Here is a 15,504-nt window from a genome sequence, read left to right as displayed (position 1 = left end):
TTTTCTATGATAAATAAAGAAGGTGAAAAACGTGAGATTAGATAAATTATTAGCAAATATGGGATATGGAAGTAGAAAAGAAGTAAAGAAATTATTGAAAGATGGCGTTGTGAAAATTGATGGAACGCCAGTAAAAGATGCGAAAGTTCATGTAAATGTAGAAGAGCAAGAAGTTATGATTCACGGTGAAGTTGTGGAATACAAAGAATTTGTTTACTTAATGATGCATAAACCACAAGGTGTTATTTCAGCGACGGAAGATGATAATCATGAAACAGTAATAGATTTATTAGAATTAGAAGATGCAATCTTTGATCCGTTCCCAGTTGGACGACTTGATATCGATACGGAAGGCTTCCTATTGATAACAAATGATGGGAAGTTATCACATCAATTATTATCTCCGAAAAAGCATGTGCCGAAAAAATATTATGCACACGTTGCAGGAGTAGTAACAGAAGAGGATGTAAAAGAATTTGCTAAAGGTGTTATTTTAGACGATGGCTATGAAACAAAGCCAGGTGCACTTACAATATTGAAAAGCGATGATATTTCTGAAATTGAGCTTGTGATTACGGAAGGGAAATTCCATCAAGTGAAGCGTATGTTTGAAGCGGTAGGAAAAAAAGTAGTCTACCTAAAGAGAACAGAGATGGGTCCGTTAGTATTAGATGAAGAACTAGAACTTGGACAATACCGAGAGCTAACAGATGAAGAAGTAGAAATGTTAAAAACATATCAAGTAGATACTGAAAAGTAGTACCTACCTTTATAGGCGCAGAAAAGACCCCTTTCTAATTATTAGAAAGGGGTATGTATTTATTTACCATACAATTATTTTTCGTTATGAGGTCATTCTCACTTTCTTTCCTGTTGTTGTCCACTTGCCGCGGCAAGGGCTATACACGAGTTCATTAAACTGCAACACATTTAGATCACGTTGTATCGTTCGCGGTGTGATCCCGAACTCATCTACAAGGTCTTTCGTCGTTACCGTTCCGTTTTCATTGATGTACATATAAATTGATTTAATGCGTGTTAGCATACGAGTAGTTGTAGGTTTCAAGAGAAAACCACTCCTCTACTAGTTTTTTTGACCCCATTCAGGAAAGAAGGTCGTTACTACCATTGTACTCTACATGATAAAATTCATGCTTTAATCTACTTAAATTTTACAGAAATTTAACAAATATTCATATAGAAAAATATTGGTAGTTGACATTGTATATATGGTCAGTCAACTAACACATAAAATTCTACGTAAAACGCCAAATTCCTGCAAATTTTTTTGAAAAAACAAAAGAAAAACTAATAAGAAATATCTGAAATATTACAATTGTTCGGTATTTAGTTTTCGTGTATGGCATAAGAGATTTCGGTTTGTTATGATGAAAGAAACAATATAGTGAAGGATGGATGCGTGATGTCAGCAATTAATTGGACAGAAGAAGTTGCGAAACGAAAAGATGATTTAATTCGTGATACACAACAATTTTTACAAATTAAAAGTGTATGGGAAGAAGAATCTGCGAAAGAGGGCGCACCATTCGGTGAAGGTGTAGAAAAAGCTTTATCTTTCATGTTACATAAAGGAGAAACTGAAGGTTTTACTTCTAAAAATTTAGAAGGATATGCAGGTCATCTTGAAATGGGGCAAGGAGAAGAATTAGTAGGTATTCTCTGTCACGTTGACGTTGTACCAGAAGGAGATGGCTGGACGACTCCTGCATATAGTGCAGATATTCGCGACGGAAAGATTTTTGCACGTGGTGCAATTGACGATAAAGGCCCAACGATGGCAGCATATTATGCGATGAAAATTGTGAAAGAATTAGGCTTACCTCTTTCCAAACGTGTTCGTATGATTATAGGAACAGATGAGGAAAGCAATTGGAAATGTGTAGATCACTACTTTAAAAACGAAGAAATGCCAACAATCGGTTTTGCGCCAGACGCGGATTTTCCAATTATTAATGCAGAAAAAGGAATTTCTGATATACAAGTTGTGCAAAATGGTAGTGAAGAGAAAAAAGGTACATATGAACTTGTTTCATTTGATTCAGGGCGCCGTTTAAATATGGTTCCTGATTTTGCAGAAGCGGTTATTACAGGAGAAGATGTAAATGCACTTACAGTAGCATATGAAGAGTATTTACAAACTGCTAAAAAAATAGGGAAATCGACTATAGAAGGAAATACAGTGACGTTGCAAATAGAAGGAATTTCAGCGCATGGATCTACTCCTGAAAAAGGAGAAAATGCAGGTTTATTATTAGCAAACTTCTTAACTACAGTTTCACTTGATGGAAAAGCAACTGCATTTGCGACATTTGCAACAGAAACATTTACTGGTGATATTTTTGGTGAAAAAGCTACTATTGCTTATAAAGATGAAATTAGCGGTCCGTTAACAGTGAATGTCGGTCGCATTTCTTATACGAAAGAAAACGGTGGTAACTTAGGGCTAAACGTACGTTACCCAGTTACAACTAACTTTGAAGAAACAATTGTGAAGTTGAAAGCATATGTTGGTACGCATGGTTTTGAAGTGGCTGACTATTCTAATTCTCGCCCGCATCACGTCGATAAAGATCACGTATTAATCCGTACGTTACAACGTGTGTATGAAGAACAAACAGGTGAAAAAGCAGAACTATTAGCAATCGGCGGCGGTACTTATGCTCGTTCATTAAAAGCTGGTGTGGCATTTGGCCCGCTATTCCCTGGAAAAGAAGAACTTGCGCATCAAAAAGATGAGTATATCGAAATTGAAGACTTATTAAAAGCAACAGCAATTTACGCGCAAGCAATTCATGAATTAGCGAAGTAATGGATATATAAATAATGTCCGCTCTCTATTTTGGAGAGCGGCTTCTTTTTACCTGAATGAGATAAGAAAGAAAAGCAACAATAGAAAGAAGGAGAAGATGTACATGGAACTGCATTATTTTGTCGCAATTACGTTACCGAATCATATAAAAGAAATGCTGTCTAACTATAAAGAGGACATGCAAGAGGAATTACAATTTCGTTCATGGGTACATAAAGAAGACTATCATATTACCCTTTCATTTTTAGGGAGTGCAACGGAGGAACAGCTAGAGGGAATAAAGAATGGATTACAAACAATTGCAGAAACAAAAGAACTATCGTTCACATTACAAGGTTTTTCAACGTTTGGTAGGGAAGATCAGCCTCGTATTTTTTGGGCGAAGGTAAGTGAGAATCACGATTTGTTTCAGTTGCAAAAGCAAATACATGCCATTTGTGAAGAAAATGGATTTTCTCTAGAAACACGCCCATATCACCCGCATATTACCGTTGCTCGTAAATGGATAGGAGAAGAAAAGTTTCGTTTAGAAAGTATAAAAGAAGTGCCTGAAATATCATTTCAAGCAGATACAATTACTTTATACGAATCCCACGTGAAAGAAACCCCGAAGTATAAATCGATTGCTGAAATAAAATTACAAAAATAGAATGTTGAAAACGTTTTTTATGCAGGTGAATATACTATAGAGAAGAATGGAGTTACTGTATAGAGTCTTGTTGATAAGAAAAGCCTTATCATTTGCAGCTCATTTTATCTCGCCTAATTGGTGAAGGCTAATAATAAGTGAGGATGGAGAAATTTTCTCGCTCATTAAAGTTTCACTTTATTTTAACTTTGAGAATGATGGTGATTTTTTTATGTTGAAAGTAAAACGTCCATTTGATGCCTATTTAGATGAAATGAATAAAATTACAATTTTGCTCCCACATGCGTATGGAACAAGTCGGACATTTCGTTTGCAAGAAGGAAGTAATGTGAAAGATTTACCGATTGCTCATACGATTGCGCTTCCAGATGCAACGAAGTATGAGTGCTTTATAGAAGAGCCGCTAGATGTGGGGAAGTATTATACAGTACGAGATGAACGGAATGAAGAAACTGATTTACAAATAGGTGCTGTTATTCGAACAAAAATTTTCGATGAAAAGTATTATTACGAAGGTACAGATTTAGGTGCTGTTTATCAAAAAGAAGAAACGACATTTAAAGTATGGGCCCCAACTGCAAGGCTTGCGAAAGTAAGAATTTATAAGAGCGATAAAGAATATGCCGATCATGAAATGTACAGGGGAGAAAACGGAGTTTGGATTCAAACATTACAAGGTGATTTAGACGGAGCACGCTATACATTTCTTGTTTGTATTAATTTAATATGGAACGAAGCTGTGGATCCTTATGCAAAGTCGGTGACGGTAAATGGAAAACATGGTGTTGTTATCAATTTAGAAAAAACGAATGTAACAAGACGAGAGGGATTACCAACATTACAATCAATGACAGATGCCATATTGTATGAACTGCATATTCGTGATGCGACTATACATCCAAATAGTGGAGTAATTCAAAAGGGAACATATAAAGGATTGATGGAAGAGGGAACAACAGGACGGAATGGGACATTAACAGGGTTGTCTCATATAAAAGATTTAGGTGTTACACATGTTGAACTATTACCTTTATATTGTTTCGGTGGTGTAGATGAGGCGAATCCTTCGTCCGCCTATAATTGGGGATATAATCCATTATATTACAATGCACCAACAGGATATTATGCTACAAACCCCTCTGATCCGTATAACAGGATAGTTGAGTGCAAACAACTAATTGAAACATTTCATAAACAAGGTATTAGGGTGATTATAGATGTTGTATATAATCATGTTTATGAAAGAGAGCTATCATCATTTGAAAAGCTTGTTCCAGGATATTATTTTCGTCATGGTGAAGATGGTATGCCTTCTAATGGGACGGGAGTCGGAAATGATATAGCGTCTGAACGGAAAATGATGAGGAAATTCATTGTAGAGTCTATTTTATATTGGCTTACTGAATACAATGTCGATGGATTCCGATTCGACTTAATGGGAATTTTAGATGTTGATACAATGAATATGATAGAAAAAGAAGTGCGAAACATAAAAAGAGATGCTTTGTTATTAGGAGAAGGATGGGATTTACAAACACCGCTTCCTCGTGAGGAAAAAGCAACGTTAAATAATGCGAAGAAAATGCCACATATCGCGCAGTTTAATGATCAATTTCGTGATGGGATAAAAGGGAGTACATTTCATATAAATAAGCGTGGTTTTGCATTTGGTGGGCATGTAGACTGTAATCATTTGCAGTATATTGCAGCAGGAAGTCTTTTAAGTATGAAAGAAACAGGGCTGTTTCTAGAGCCAGCGCAAAGCATTAACTATGTAGAATGTCATGATAATATGACGATGTGGGATAAACTAGTGCGCAGTAATGAAGAATCAGAAACGATTTTGAAAAAACGTCACCTGTTAGCGAGCGCAATGGTTATTCTTTCACAAGGCATTCCTTTCTTACACGCAGGGCAAGAGTTTTATCGTACGAAGAAAGGAAATGAAAATAGTTATAATGCAAATGATGAGATCAATCAATTAGATTGGGATCAAAAAGAGAAAGAGATAGAGACCGTTAACTATATAAAAGGTTTAATTGCGATTCGTAAAGAGCATGGGGCATTCCGATTACAAAGCGCAGACCTTATAAAAAAACATATGACTTTTTTACAAACATCTACAGAAGTACTTGCATATCACCTAGAGCATGTAGAAACGTTTGGGCCGTGGAAAGAGATTATCGTCTTATTTAATAGCGGTTTAGAAGCTAAAACTGTGCAACTTCCGAAAGAAGCAACGTGGCATGTGTTAGTAAACGAAAACGAAGCGAAAATAGAGCCAATTTCTTCATTTAGAGGAAAGGAACTTAAGCTCGCTCCAATTAGCACGTATATATTGACGATAATGTGACAAATCGCTACTTGACGATGAGAATGTAATAAATGTAGAATTGACAAAGGTGACGATTTTGATAAGTTGTCATTCTATGACAGGTTTTGTAAAATAAAATAGAGGATTTTTGGCTTAGGCTAATTTTTCTTTTCATTTACAGTAAAATATATGAATCCACAACATGTGTAGAAATGTTGCGGTTTTTCTTTTCATAACTATAAAAGATAAGGATTTGTTAACGGGTAATGAATATGGAATGGTTGGAACAATTATTAGGAAAAGAGTGGAGTCTTGTACCGGCTGGTGGAGTAACGGGCGATGCATATATTGCGCAAAACGGACAACAGAAGTTATTTTTAAAGCGGAATACATCGCCCTTTTTAGCGGTATTGTCAGCAGAAGGAATTGTTCCAAAATTACTTTGGACAAGAAGGGTAACGAATGGTGATGTAATTTCTGCTCAAAAATGGCTTCCGGGACAGAAGCTAGAGCCAGAGGATATGAAACTAGAACGTGTTGCGAAACTTTTGAAGAAAATACACTCCTCTAAAGCGCTTGTACAGATGATTCAAAGACTTGGGAAGCAGCCGCTTCACGCACAAGAGTTATTACAACAACTGCAACTCGTTTTAAGAGGAGATATAAGGGATGATGAAACAATTCAGCAAGGCCTTCAATATTTAATGGATTCATTAAAAGCTATTGAATACAATGAATTCGTTGTATGCCATTGTGATGTAAACCATAACAACTGGCTATTGTCGGATGAAGATGAATTGTTTTTAATTGATTGGGATGGAGCTGTAATTGCTGACCCAGCTCTAGACCTCGGTATGTTATTATATTGGTACATTCCGCGCCAGGAATGGAGTGAGTGGCTCGGTTACTATGATATTGAAATGGATGAATCGCTGCTTAGGCGTATGAGATGGTATGTGATAGCACAAACGATTTTGTCTATTCAATGGCATACAACAAAAAAACAGCAAGCAGAAGCTGAATATTGGCATCAATATTTACAGCAACTACTTGCTTCAGAATGATACTTAAGAAAAATTGTCCATTCCAGCAATCCACTGAGTAAGTTGTTCTTGATTATTGGAAATATGGTTGTCCAAATTAGAGGAAGATTTACCCGATTGACTATAAGAATATACATCGTTTAGCATTGTTTTAGCGTCACTACTTATATTATCGTTTGCGAGTAACGATTGAATGAGGCGCTCTAATTGCTCGCATTCTGAAACTGTCCCGCAGCAATCACTTTGGTGGTTGACTAAAATATCTTTCAGCACTTCTAATTGATGTTGTTGATTAATTGGCATGAACGGATCATCCTTTCGATTGTTTTTCTCTTCAAATGTAAGAGAAAAAGCTGTTTCGTCATGGAATGTTTAATGCTGTATGTAGTTTTTATCAAAATGGTACATCTTATACTTGAAAGAAACGGACCGAGTGCTCGTACGTACTTGGTTTTTTGTTTGGTAGATTGATTAAAAAAGAAAGAAGGAATTATTCCTTTAAAATAGCTATGTAAAGAGAGGGAAACATCTATGCGTTTAAGACATAAACCGTATGCAATGGATCGAATTAATGAATATTCACATATCGTAATCGGAAAACCAGAGGAGCGCGCTGGTAGCTGGAAAGAAGTATTTGGAAACGAACAACCAATTCACATTGAAGTAGGTACAGGTCGTGGCCGCTTCATGTATGATATGGCGAAAGCGAATCCACATATTAATTATATTGGAATTGAAAAATTCACAAGTGTTGTTGTAGATGCACTTGATAAATTAATTGAAGAAGAATTACCAAACTTAAAGTTAATTAATAAAGATGCTGAAGATTTAACAGTTTTCTTTGCGAAAGGTGAAATTGATCGCGTTTATTTAAACTTCTCAGATCCATGGCCAAAGAAACGTCATACGAAGCGTCGTTTAACGTATAAAACATTTTTACGTAATTACGAAGAAGTGTTAGTAGAAGGCGGAGAAATTCATTTCAAAACAGATAACCAAGGTTTATTTGAATATTCTCTTATGAGTATGGCTGAGTACGGTATGTTACTAACGTACTTAAGCTTAGATCTTCATAACAGCGACTTTGAAGGTAACATCATGACTGAATACGAAGAGAAATTCTCTAGTAAAGGTCATCGTATTTACCGAGTTGAAGCAAAATATCGTACAGAGCCTATGCAGTAATGCGTAGGTTTTTTTACATCTAAAATAATCAGAATTTTATGTTAAGATTAATTGAAAAGGGGGATGTGTAATGGAACAGTTACAAATTGGAGATATAAAAGTAACGTGGTTAAAAGGCGGGAATACACATTTAGATGGAGGAGCAATGTTTGGAGTCGTGCCGAAAGTACTTTGGTCACGTAAATATAAACATAATGATACAAATCATATTTATTTACGAACAGATCCGTTACTTTTGCAAACAAAAGATGGAAATATGCTCATTGATTCCGGGATAGGAAACGGTAAGTTGAATGAGAAGATGAAACGAAATCAAGGTGTAACAGAAGAATCATCGGTTTATGAATCATTAGAAAAATTAGGATTAAAGCCTGAAGATATCGACTACGTCTTGATGACACATCTTCATTTTGATCATGCATCTGGTCTAACAAAATGGGAAGATGATCACCTTGTACCGTCATTTCCAAATGCGAAAGTTTACGTAAGTGAAACAGAATGGAATGAAATGAGGAATCCAAACATTAGATCACGTAATACATATTGGAAGGAAAATTGGGAGCCAATTGTAGATCAAGTTGTTACGTTCCAGCAAGAAATAGAAATTACAGATGAAATCAAGATGGCGCGTACGGGTGGTCATAGTGATGGACATGCAGTTATCGCTTTGGAGAGTCAAGGGGAAACGATGCTACACTTAGCGGATCTCTTACCGACGCATGCGCATCAAAATGTATTATGGGTAATGGCATACGATGATTATCCGATGACCTCGATTGAAAATAAGCAAAAGTGGATGAAGTATGGTGCTGAAAAAGAGGCATGGTTTACGTTTTACCATGATGCATATTATCGCGCTGTGAAGTGGAATGAGGAAGGGCATATCGTAGAAAAAATAGAACGGAAAACGAGTATAGAAGCATAAAAATAGGAGGTTGTTCCATCATATTTATTGGAGCAGCCTCTTTTTTATTGTCGGGTTTTGTTGATAAATCGATATAATTGGGAAATCGCTGATATAATTTTAATCAATACCCACAATTAAAAAATAAGAGGTTCACCTAATGGGAACCCTCCTTTTTATGCTGCTATAACCTCTAAAACAGTACCTGTTTTAGCATCAACTAAAAATTCAAATCGTTCTTGTATATCATTTAACATTGTTGTAAGACCGCCGCGATAAACTTCATATGCGACATCATATTTTTCAAATGTCTCTGGAACCATATGTACCCAAGAGCCAGTAATTTCACCTTTATGACTTAATGCTTGTTTCACCATTTTTAATGCTTTTTCTGAAGAAATATGGGATTGTTCTTGTACTTTGTTTGCAACGAGATAACCAGCTGCGAACCCAACGCCAAGACCTGCTACTAAACCTTTCCAGCTCATATATTCACCTCAATTCTATAAAATAAAAATAGTGTACCGATAATAATTATAAAGCAAATACAGCTAAAAAAGAAGAAACTAGAAACATTTCGAAAATTTCGTTACAATAAAAGAGGTATTCTACTAAGGTTTGAAAGAAGGGGACTTCGTGAATAAAGAGACATTACAATTATTTCGTACGTTAACAGAATTACAAGGTGCATCAGGTTTTGAACATGATGTACGCCGTTTTATGAAACAAGAATTAAGCAAATATGCGGATGAAATTGTACAAGACGGTTTAGGTAGCGTATTTGGTCTGAAAAAAGGGGACGAAACTGGCCCGCGTGTTCTTGTAGCAGGTCATATGGATGAAGTAGGTTTCATGGTTACGCAAATTACGAAAAACGGAATGCTTCGTTTTCAAACGTTAGGCGGCTGGTGGAGCCAAGTTTTATTAGCACAGCGTGTACAAGTTATGACGAAGAATGGTCCTGTTATTGGGGTTGTTGGTTCTATTCCTCCTCATTTATTAAGTGACGCGCAACGTGCAAAACCGATGGATATAAAAAATATGTTAATTGATATAGGTGCAGATAGCTATGAAGATGCGATTGAGATTGGTGTAAAACCAGGACAACAAATCGTGCCAATCTGCCCGTTTACACCGATGGCAAATGAGAAGAAAATTATGGCGAAAGCTTGGGACAACCGTTACGGATGTGGTCTTGCAATCGAATTATTAAAAGAATTAAAAGATGAAACATTACCAAATACATTATATTCTGGTGCTACTGTACAAGAAGAAGTAGGGCTCCGCGGAGCGCAAACAGCTGCAAATATGATTCAACCAGATATTTTCTATGCGCTTGATGCAAGTCCAGCAAACGATGCATCTGGTGACAAAACACAGTTCGGTCAATTAGGAAAAGGTGCTCTTCTTCGTATTTACGATCGCACGATGGTAACACATAGAGGAATACGCGAATTCATTTTAGATACAGCAGAAACAAACAACATTCCGTACCAATACTTTATTTCACAAGGTGGTACAGATGCGGGCCGTGTACATACAAGTAACTCTGGTATCCCATCAGCAGTAATTGGTGTTTGTGCGCGCTACGTTCATACACATGCTTCAATTTTACATGTTGATGATTATGCAGCGGCGAAAGAATTAATTACGAAGCTTGTAAGAATAACAGATAAAACGACGTTAGAGACAATTAAGAATAACGCGTAGAGAGGAAGAAGGGCTGAAGAGCCTTTCTTTTTTAGATTGAATAGATGACCCATCCATGAGTGGGAATGGTCAGTGCCTAATTGGTGCTCGAATGGTGTATTAAGACCCTGGATAGGAAAAGAGAGGAAGGCTGTTTTTGTTTTTGAAGACGGTAATGTTGTTAGAAAAAACCTTCTTTTTTAGATTGAATAGATGACCCAGCGATGAGTGGGAGCGGTCAGTGCTTAATTGGTGTTCGAATGATGTATGAAGACTCCAAGTAGGAAGTGAGAGGAAGGCTGTTTTTGTTTTTGAAGACGGTAATGTTGTTAGAAAAAACCTTCTTTTTTTAGATTGAATAGATGACCCATCCATGAGTGGGAGTGGTCAGTGCTTAATTGGTGTTCGAATGATGTATGAAGACCCCAAGTAGGAAGTGAGAGGAAGGCTGTTTTTGTTTTTGAAGACGGTAATGTTGCTAGAAAAACCTTCTTTTTTAGGCTGAATAGATGACTTGGTGATATGTGGTAGTGGTTGATGCTTAATTCGTATCTGATAGGGATATTAGAATAGAATGATGAATTTTTATAGAGGTGAACGAAATGAAAGTAGTAGTAGGATCAAAGAATAAAACGAAGGTTGGCGCTGTGGAGAAGGTTTGGAAAGATGCTGAAATTACATCTCTTTCTGTTCCGTCAGGAGTATCAGCTCAGCCTTTCTCAGATGAAGAGACGATGCAAGGAGCGATTAATAGAGCGAAGCGAGCGCTAGAGGAAGGAGAAGCTCCAATTGGTATTGGGCTAGAAGGCGGCGTAATGAAAACGGAGCACGGTTTATTTATGTGTAACTGGGGCGCGCTAGCAACAATGGATGGGAAAGTATTTGTGGCCGGAGGAGCGCGTATTACGTTACCAGACGATTTTTTAGCACCTCTTGAAGATGGTAAGGAATTAAGCGAAGTGATGGAAGAGTTTGTGCAGCGAAAAGATATTCGTAGTCACGAAGGTGCTATCGGTATTTTTACAGATGATTATGTCGACCGCACGGAATTATTTGTACACGTTGTTAAGTTGTTAGTTGGGCAATATAAGTATGACAAAAAGCAAGCATAAACCTTGCACCGTGCGCGATGTATGGTAGTATAAAAGAAAGATTATAACATGAAAAATGCACCCGTTAGAGGAGGAAATATAGATGAAGTCATTAGAAAGCATGGAGCAATTCCAACAGTTAAAAAATGAAGAGAATGTAGTCTTTATGTTCTCAGCAGAATGGTGCCCAGACTGCCGCTTTGTAGATCCATTTATGCCAGAAGTAGAAGAGAAATATAGTGATTTCTCATTTTACTATGTAGATCGTGATGAGTTTATTGATCTATGTGTAAAATTAGACGTATTTGGCATTCCGAGCTTTGTAGCGTACAATAAAGGTGAAGAAACTGGTCGCTATGTAAACAAAGATCGTAAAACACAAGAACAAATCGAAGAGTTCATTGAAGGTTTAAAATAAGGCAATTTGCCAATTGAATTGTAAAACAACCTCTACCTTCGCGGGGGAGGTTATTTTTTTGGAAGGGAGGAAAAAAGAGATGAAGATGACAAGTAAAAAGATGAAAGATGAGTTAATAAAGAAATTATCTCGCCCAGAATGGGACTTTCAGTATGATAGTGAGAAAGAAGTTTTACGTATTGAACAAAAAGACTCCAAAAAAGGTATTAACGTATCGCTTCCAGGAGTTGTGGCAAAATGGGAAGTGAACAAGGAAAAGGCAATTGAAGAAGTTGCTTATTACGTACAAGAAGCGCTAATTGCGATGCATAAAGAAGAAAATAGCGGAGCGAAAATTTTACCTGTTATTCGCTCTACTTCTTTCCCGAAACAAGCAGAAGAAGGAAATCCGTTTATTATGACGGATCATACGGCGGAAACACGTATTTACTACGCGCTAGATTCGAATAAAACGTATCGACTAATTGATGAGCGTCTATTACAAAAATTAGAACTTACAGAACAGCAAGTGCGTGAAATGGCATTATTCAACGCACGCTCATTAGGTTATGAATTTAAACAAGACACAGTAGCGGGTAATACATTCTACTTTTTAAACACAAATGATGGGTATGACGCGACTCGTATTTTAAACGAATCGTTACTACAATCGATGCGTGAAAAGATTTCTGGTGACATGGTTGTTGCTGTTCCTCACCAAGATGTATTAATTATTGCTGATATCGTCAACGAAATCGGTTATGATATTATTGCACAAATGACAATGAAATTTTTTGCCGAAGGGCATGTTCCGATTACATCACTTTCATTCGTATATGAAGATGGAGAATTTGAACCAATCTTTATTTTAGCGAAAAATCGGAAGAAGACAGATGGAAAAGAGAAAGGATGAACGAAGTGAACGTTTTTTACAACCTTGAAGGAATTGGTGACACTTTAATTGTTGCCTTACAAGATATTACTTTAGAGAACCGTACTTTTGATCGCAAAGGAGATGTTGCACGCGTATACGATCGTGAAAGCAATGTAACAGCAGGATTCAACATCTTTAATGCATCTTCTTACTTAGAAGTAAAAGAAACAGGCAACCTTACATTAACGAAAGAGCTTGTAGAGAAAATCAACGGAATTTTAGCGAAGAATGGCTTTGAAGAAACAGTAGAAGCAGATCTTTCTCCGAAATTTGTTGTAGGCTATGTAGCTGAAAAAGAAAAGCATCCAAATGCTGACAAGCTAAACATCTGTAAAGTAGAAATCGGTACAGAAACATTACAAATCGTATGTGGTGCACCAAACGTTGATGCAGGACAAAAAGTTGTCGTTGCAAAAATTGGTGCTGTAATGCCAAGTGGTATGTTAATTAAACCAGCAGAACTTCGCGGTGTTCCTTCTTCTGGAATGATCTGCTCTGCACGTGAATTAGAGCTTCCAGATGCTCCACAAGAAAAAGGTATTCTTGTATTAGAAGATAGCTTTGAAGTTGGACAAGAGTTTAAATTTTAATTGATATAAGAAGAGAGAGGTTGTCCTTTTGGACAGTCTCTCTTTTTGTTTTGTCATTTTTTGTTGGTAAGTCGATATTCCGTGTCGAATCGTTGATATGTGTAGAGTTACGATAGATATATTTGAAAAATCGTTGATATATGTAGAGTTACGATAGATATATTTGAAAAATCGTTGATATATGTAGAGTTACGATAGATATATTTGAAAAATCGTTGATATATGTAGAGTTACGATAGATATATTTGAAAAATCGTTGATATATGTAGAGTTACGATAGATATATTTGAAAAATCGTTGATATATGTAGAGTTACGATAGATATATTTGAAAAATTGTTGATATATTGAGAGTTTTGACAGATATATTCAAAAAATCATTCATATTATAAGGATGTCACCTTTTTTCTTAAAATCTATATTGTATTTTATAAACAAACTAGTTAAAATTTAGAAAAATAGAAGGGGATAGACGTATGAAACAACAAATAAAAATCGCAGAACTTCTAAAACGAATTGAAACTTCAAAACAGCAAGATATTGAGCTAGGTACTTATGAAATATATGTGTTTAGTGAAAGTGAATTAGAAAAAGGACAAATCGGTTACCGATACGATAAACATAAAAATTCATTAATAAGTGAAGGAAACGGAAAGTGGCAAGAAGGATGGATTACAATTGGATATGAAACGGATATGGGCGATCCAGTTTTCGTAAATATAGATGATGACGCTTATCCGGTTTATACTGCAGAACGTGGTACAGAAAAATGGCAGCCAGTTTATATTGGAAATATGGATGAGATTATAGGGCAATTATAAGAAAAACTTTGAATCTGGTGCAAAGTGATGGGAGAGAAGTATGAAGTATATAAAAATAATGAGCATGATTGCATTCATTGGAATATATATGGCCGGTTGTTCACAAGAGCAGCCGAAAAAAGAAACTACATCTTCTATACAAGAGAAAAACAAAGATACCAAAGAAGACGCACCGGTAGAAAAACAGCAAGAACAAGAAAAAAACGAAGAATTGCAAGCAATTCAAACGAATGAGCAAGTAGAACATAAGCAAGAGGAAGTATCATCTGAGGAAAAGAAAGAAGAAACTACGCCAGTGCAGCCAATTGAGCAACCAGTGCAAAATAATGAACAAAAAGTAGAGAGTAATGAAAAACAAGAGAAGTTTCTCGTCGTTATTGATCCAGGGCATCAACAAAAAGCGAATTTAAATTTAGAGCCAATTGGACCAGGGGCAACAACGCAAAAATATAAAGTGACAGACGGTACAACAGGTGTTGTGACGAAAAAGAGAGAGGCTGTACTTGTATTAGAAATGGCTTTTTTATTAAAAGAAAAGCTTGAAGCAAAAGGGATACAAGTATTAATGACGAGAACATCACAAGACGTTGATATAAGTAATAAAGAACGGGCAACATTCGCAAATAATCATAAGGCGAATTTATTTTTACGTCTTCATGCAGATGGTTCTGAAAATCCAAACGAAAATGGATTTGCTGTATTGACGCCGGCAGAAGGAAGTCCGTATACGAAAGAGATTTATGCGGAAAGTCTTCAAATCTCTCAAATGATTGTAAATAAAATGAGGGAGAATCAACAAGTAAAAGTAAATGGAATTAAATTTCGGGATGATCTTTCTGGATTTAATTGGGCAAAGGTTCCTGGTGTGTTATTAGAACTTGGGTTTATGTCAAACCATGAAGAAGATAAAAAATTATCTGACCCGCAATATGTAAATTCTTTATTGCAAAGTGTAACGGATAGCATAGATGCATATCAGAAGAGTAAAGCTTAAGCGCAGTCTTATATGAAAGGCTGCGTTTTTTCATATGAAACACTCGTAAATTAGAATATTGTGG

At 36.3% G+C, this 15,504-nt stretch carries 17 protein-coding genes; 14 read left to right on the top strand and 3 right to left on the bottom strand.

The annotated features are described in order from the left end of the window. The first annotated feature begins 31 nt into the window (after nt 1-31). Nucleotides 32-760, top strand: coding sequence for a pseudouridine synthase (locus V6946_RS25110; RefSeq protein WP_001234947.1), 729 nt, complete (start codon nt 32-34; stop codon nt 758-760). Between the two features lie 84 nt (nt 761-844). Here V6946_RS25110 and V6946_RS25105 read toward each other — a convergent pair whose 3' ends face one another. Further along, nucleotides 845-1,066 carry a DeoR family transcriptional regulator gene (locus V6946_RS25105; RefSeq protein ID WP_000805512.1) on the bottom strand — a complete coding sequence of 74 codons (222 nt, stop codon included), beginning with the start codon at nt 1,064-1,066 and terminating at the stop codon, nt 845-847. A gap of 357 nt (nt 1,067-1,423) precedes the next feature. Here V6946_RS25105 and pepV point away from each other — a divergent pair, with 357 nt between their 5' ends. The 4 genes from pepV to V6946_RS25085 all read left to right on the top strand — a co-directional run bounded on the left by pepV (nt 1,424) and on the right by V6946_RS25085 (nt 6,857). Then, nucleotides 1,424-2,830, top strand: a complete 1,407-nt coding sequence (gene pepV / locus V6946_RS25100; RefSeq protein ID WP_001274259.1) for a dipeptidase PepV — start codon at nt 1,424-1,426, stop codon at nt 2,828-2,830. A gap of 103 nt (nt 2,831-2,933) precedes the next feature. Continuing rightward, a complete protein-coding gene (gene thpR, locus V6946_RS25095) occupies nt 2,934-3,479 on the top strand; it encodes an RNA 2',3'-cyclic phosphodiesterase (protein ID WP_000418984.1) in 546 nt (181 codons plus the stop codon). A gap of 211 nt (nt 3,480-3,690) precedes the next feature. Further along, entirely contained in the window at nt 3,691-5,832 is a 2,142-nt protein-coding gene (pulA, locus tag V6946_RS25090) for a type I pullulanase (RefSeq protein ID WP_000921740.1), read from the top strand. A gap of 227 nt (nt 5,833-6,059) precedes the next feature. After that, nucleotides 6,060-6,857, top strand: a complete 798-nt coding sequence (locus V6946_RS25085) for a phosphotransferase family protein (RefSeq protein ID WP_001986674.1) — start codon at nt 6,060-6,062, stop codon at nt 6,855-6,857. Nucleotides 6,858-6,860: 3 nt separating this feature from the next. Here the strand turns inward: V6946_RS25085 and V6946_RS25080 are convergent, their stop codons facing one another. Then, on the bottom strand, nt 6,861-7,139 hold the full coding sequence (locus V6946_RS25080) for a YtzH-like family protein (protein WP_001122235.1): 279 nt from the start codon (nt 7,137-7,139) through the stop codon (nt 6,861-6,863). Between the two features lie 228 nt (nt 7,140-7,367). Between V6946_RS25080 and trmB the strand changes: the two genes are divergently transcribed. Both trmB and V6946_RS25070 read left to right on the top strand, forming a co-directional pair. Next, nucleotides 7,368-8,021 (top strand): tRNA (guanosine(46)-N7)-methyltransferase TrmB, encoded by a 654-nt coding sequence (gene trmB, locus V6946_RS25075; RefSeq protein ID WP_006924908.1) that lies wholly within the window; start codon nt 7,368-7,370, stop codon nt 8,019-8,021. A gap of 70 nt (nt 8,022-8,091) precedes the next feature. Continuing rightward, complete coding sequence (locus tag V6946_RS25070; protein WP_000436855.1) at nt 8,092-8,946, top strand: MBL fold metallo-hydrolase; 855 nt, start codon at nt 8,092-8,094, stop codon at nt 8,944-8,946. Nucleotides 8,947-9,101: 155 nt separating this feature from the next. On the opposite strand, the gene V6946_RS25065 is transcribed toward V6946_RS25070, so the two are convergent. Further along, nucleotides 9,102-9,413, bottom strand: coding sequence for a PepSY domain-containing protein (locus tag V6946_RS25065; protein ID WP_000118543.1), 312 nt, complete (start codon nt 9,411-9,413; stop codon nt 9,102-9,104). Nucleotides 9,414-9,561: 148 nt separating this feature from the next. Between V6946_RS25065 and V6946_RS25060 the strand changes: the two genes are divergently transcribed. The 7 genes from V6946_RS25060 to V6946_RS25030 all read left to right on the top strand — a co-directional run bounded on the left by V6946_RS25060 (nt 9,562) and on the right by V6946_RS25030 (nt 15,440). Then, nucleotides 9,562-10,635 (top strand): M42 family metallopeptidase, encoded by a 1,074-nt coding sequence (locus V6946_RS25060; protein ID WP_006924910.1) that lies wholly within the window; start codon nt 9,562-9,564, stop codon nt 10,633-10,635. Between the two features lie 581 nt (nt 10,636-11,216). Further along, nucleotides 11,217-11,726, top strand: a complete 510-nt coding sequence (locus tag V6946_RS25055) for a DUF84 family protein (RefSeq protein ID WP_000869940.1) — start codon at nt 11,217-11,219, stop codon at nt 11,724-11,726. An 82-nt stretch (nt 11,727-11,808) separates the two neighbouring features. Next, nucleotides 11,809-12,123 (top strand): thioredoxin family protein, encoded by a 315-nt coding sequence (locus tag V6946_RS25050; RefSeq protein ID WP_000838193.1) that lies wholly within the window; start codon nt 11,809-11,811, stop codon nt 12,121-12,123. 79 nt (nt 12,124-12,202) lie between these two features. Continuing rightward, nucleotides 12,203-13,015, top strand: coding sequence for a DUF1444 domain-containing protein (locus V6946_RS25045; protein ID WP_000784588.1), 813 nt, complete (start codon nt 12,203-12,205; stop codon nt 13,013-13,015). Further along, nucleotides 13,012-13,626: a YtpR family tRNA-binding protein gene (gene ytpR / locus V6946_RS25040; protein ID WP_001006771.1), complete on the top strand. Its 615-nt coding sequence runs from the start codon at nt 13,012-13,014 to the stop codon at nt 13,624-13,626. Before V6946_RS25045 ends, ytpR begins: the two co-directional genes overlap by 4 nt. A gap of 475 nt (nt 13,627-14,101) precedes the next feature. Then, the gene (locus V6946_RS25035; protein ID WP_366981500.1) at nt 14,102-14,446 is read left to right on the top strand and encodes a thiamine transporter; all 345 of its coding nucleotides are present in this window, start codon (nt 14,102-14,104) and stop codon (nt 14,444-14,446) included. 40 nt (nt 14,447-14,486) lie between these two features. Beyond that, nucleotides 14,487-15,440, top strand: coding sequence for an N-acetylmuramoyl-L-alanine amidase (locus tag V6946_RS25030; RefSeq protein ID WP_006926873.1), 954 nt, complete (start codon nt 14,487-14,489; stop codon nt 15,438-15,440). Nucleotides 15,441-15,504 lie beyond the last annotated feature (64 nt).

This window comes from Bacillus sp. PPSBB_2 (genome assembly GCF_045291115.1).
In the GTDB taxonomy this organism is placed as follows: Bacteria; Bacillota; Bacilli; order Bacillales; family Bacillaceae_G; genus Bacillus_A; species Bacillus_A cereus.
This window is presented reverse-complemented; position numbering and strand designations above follow the sequence as displayed.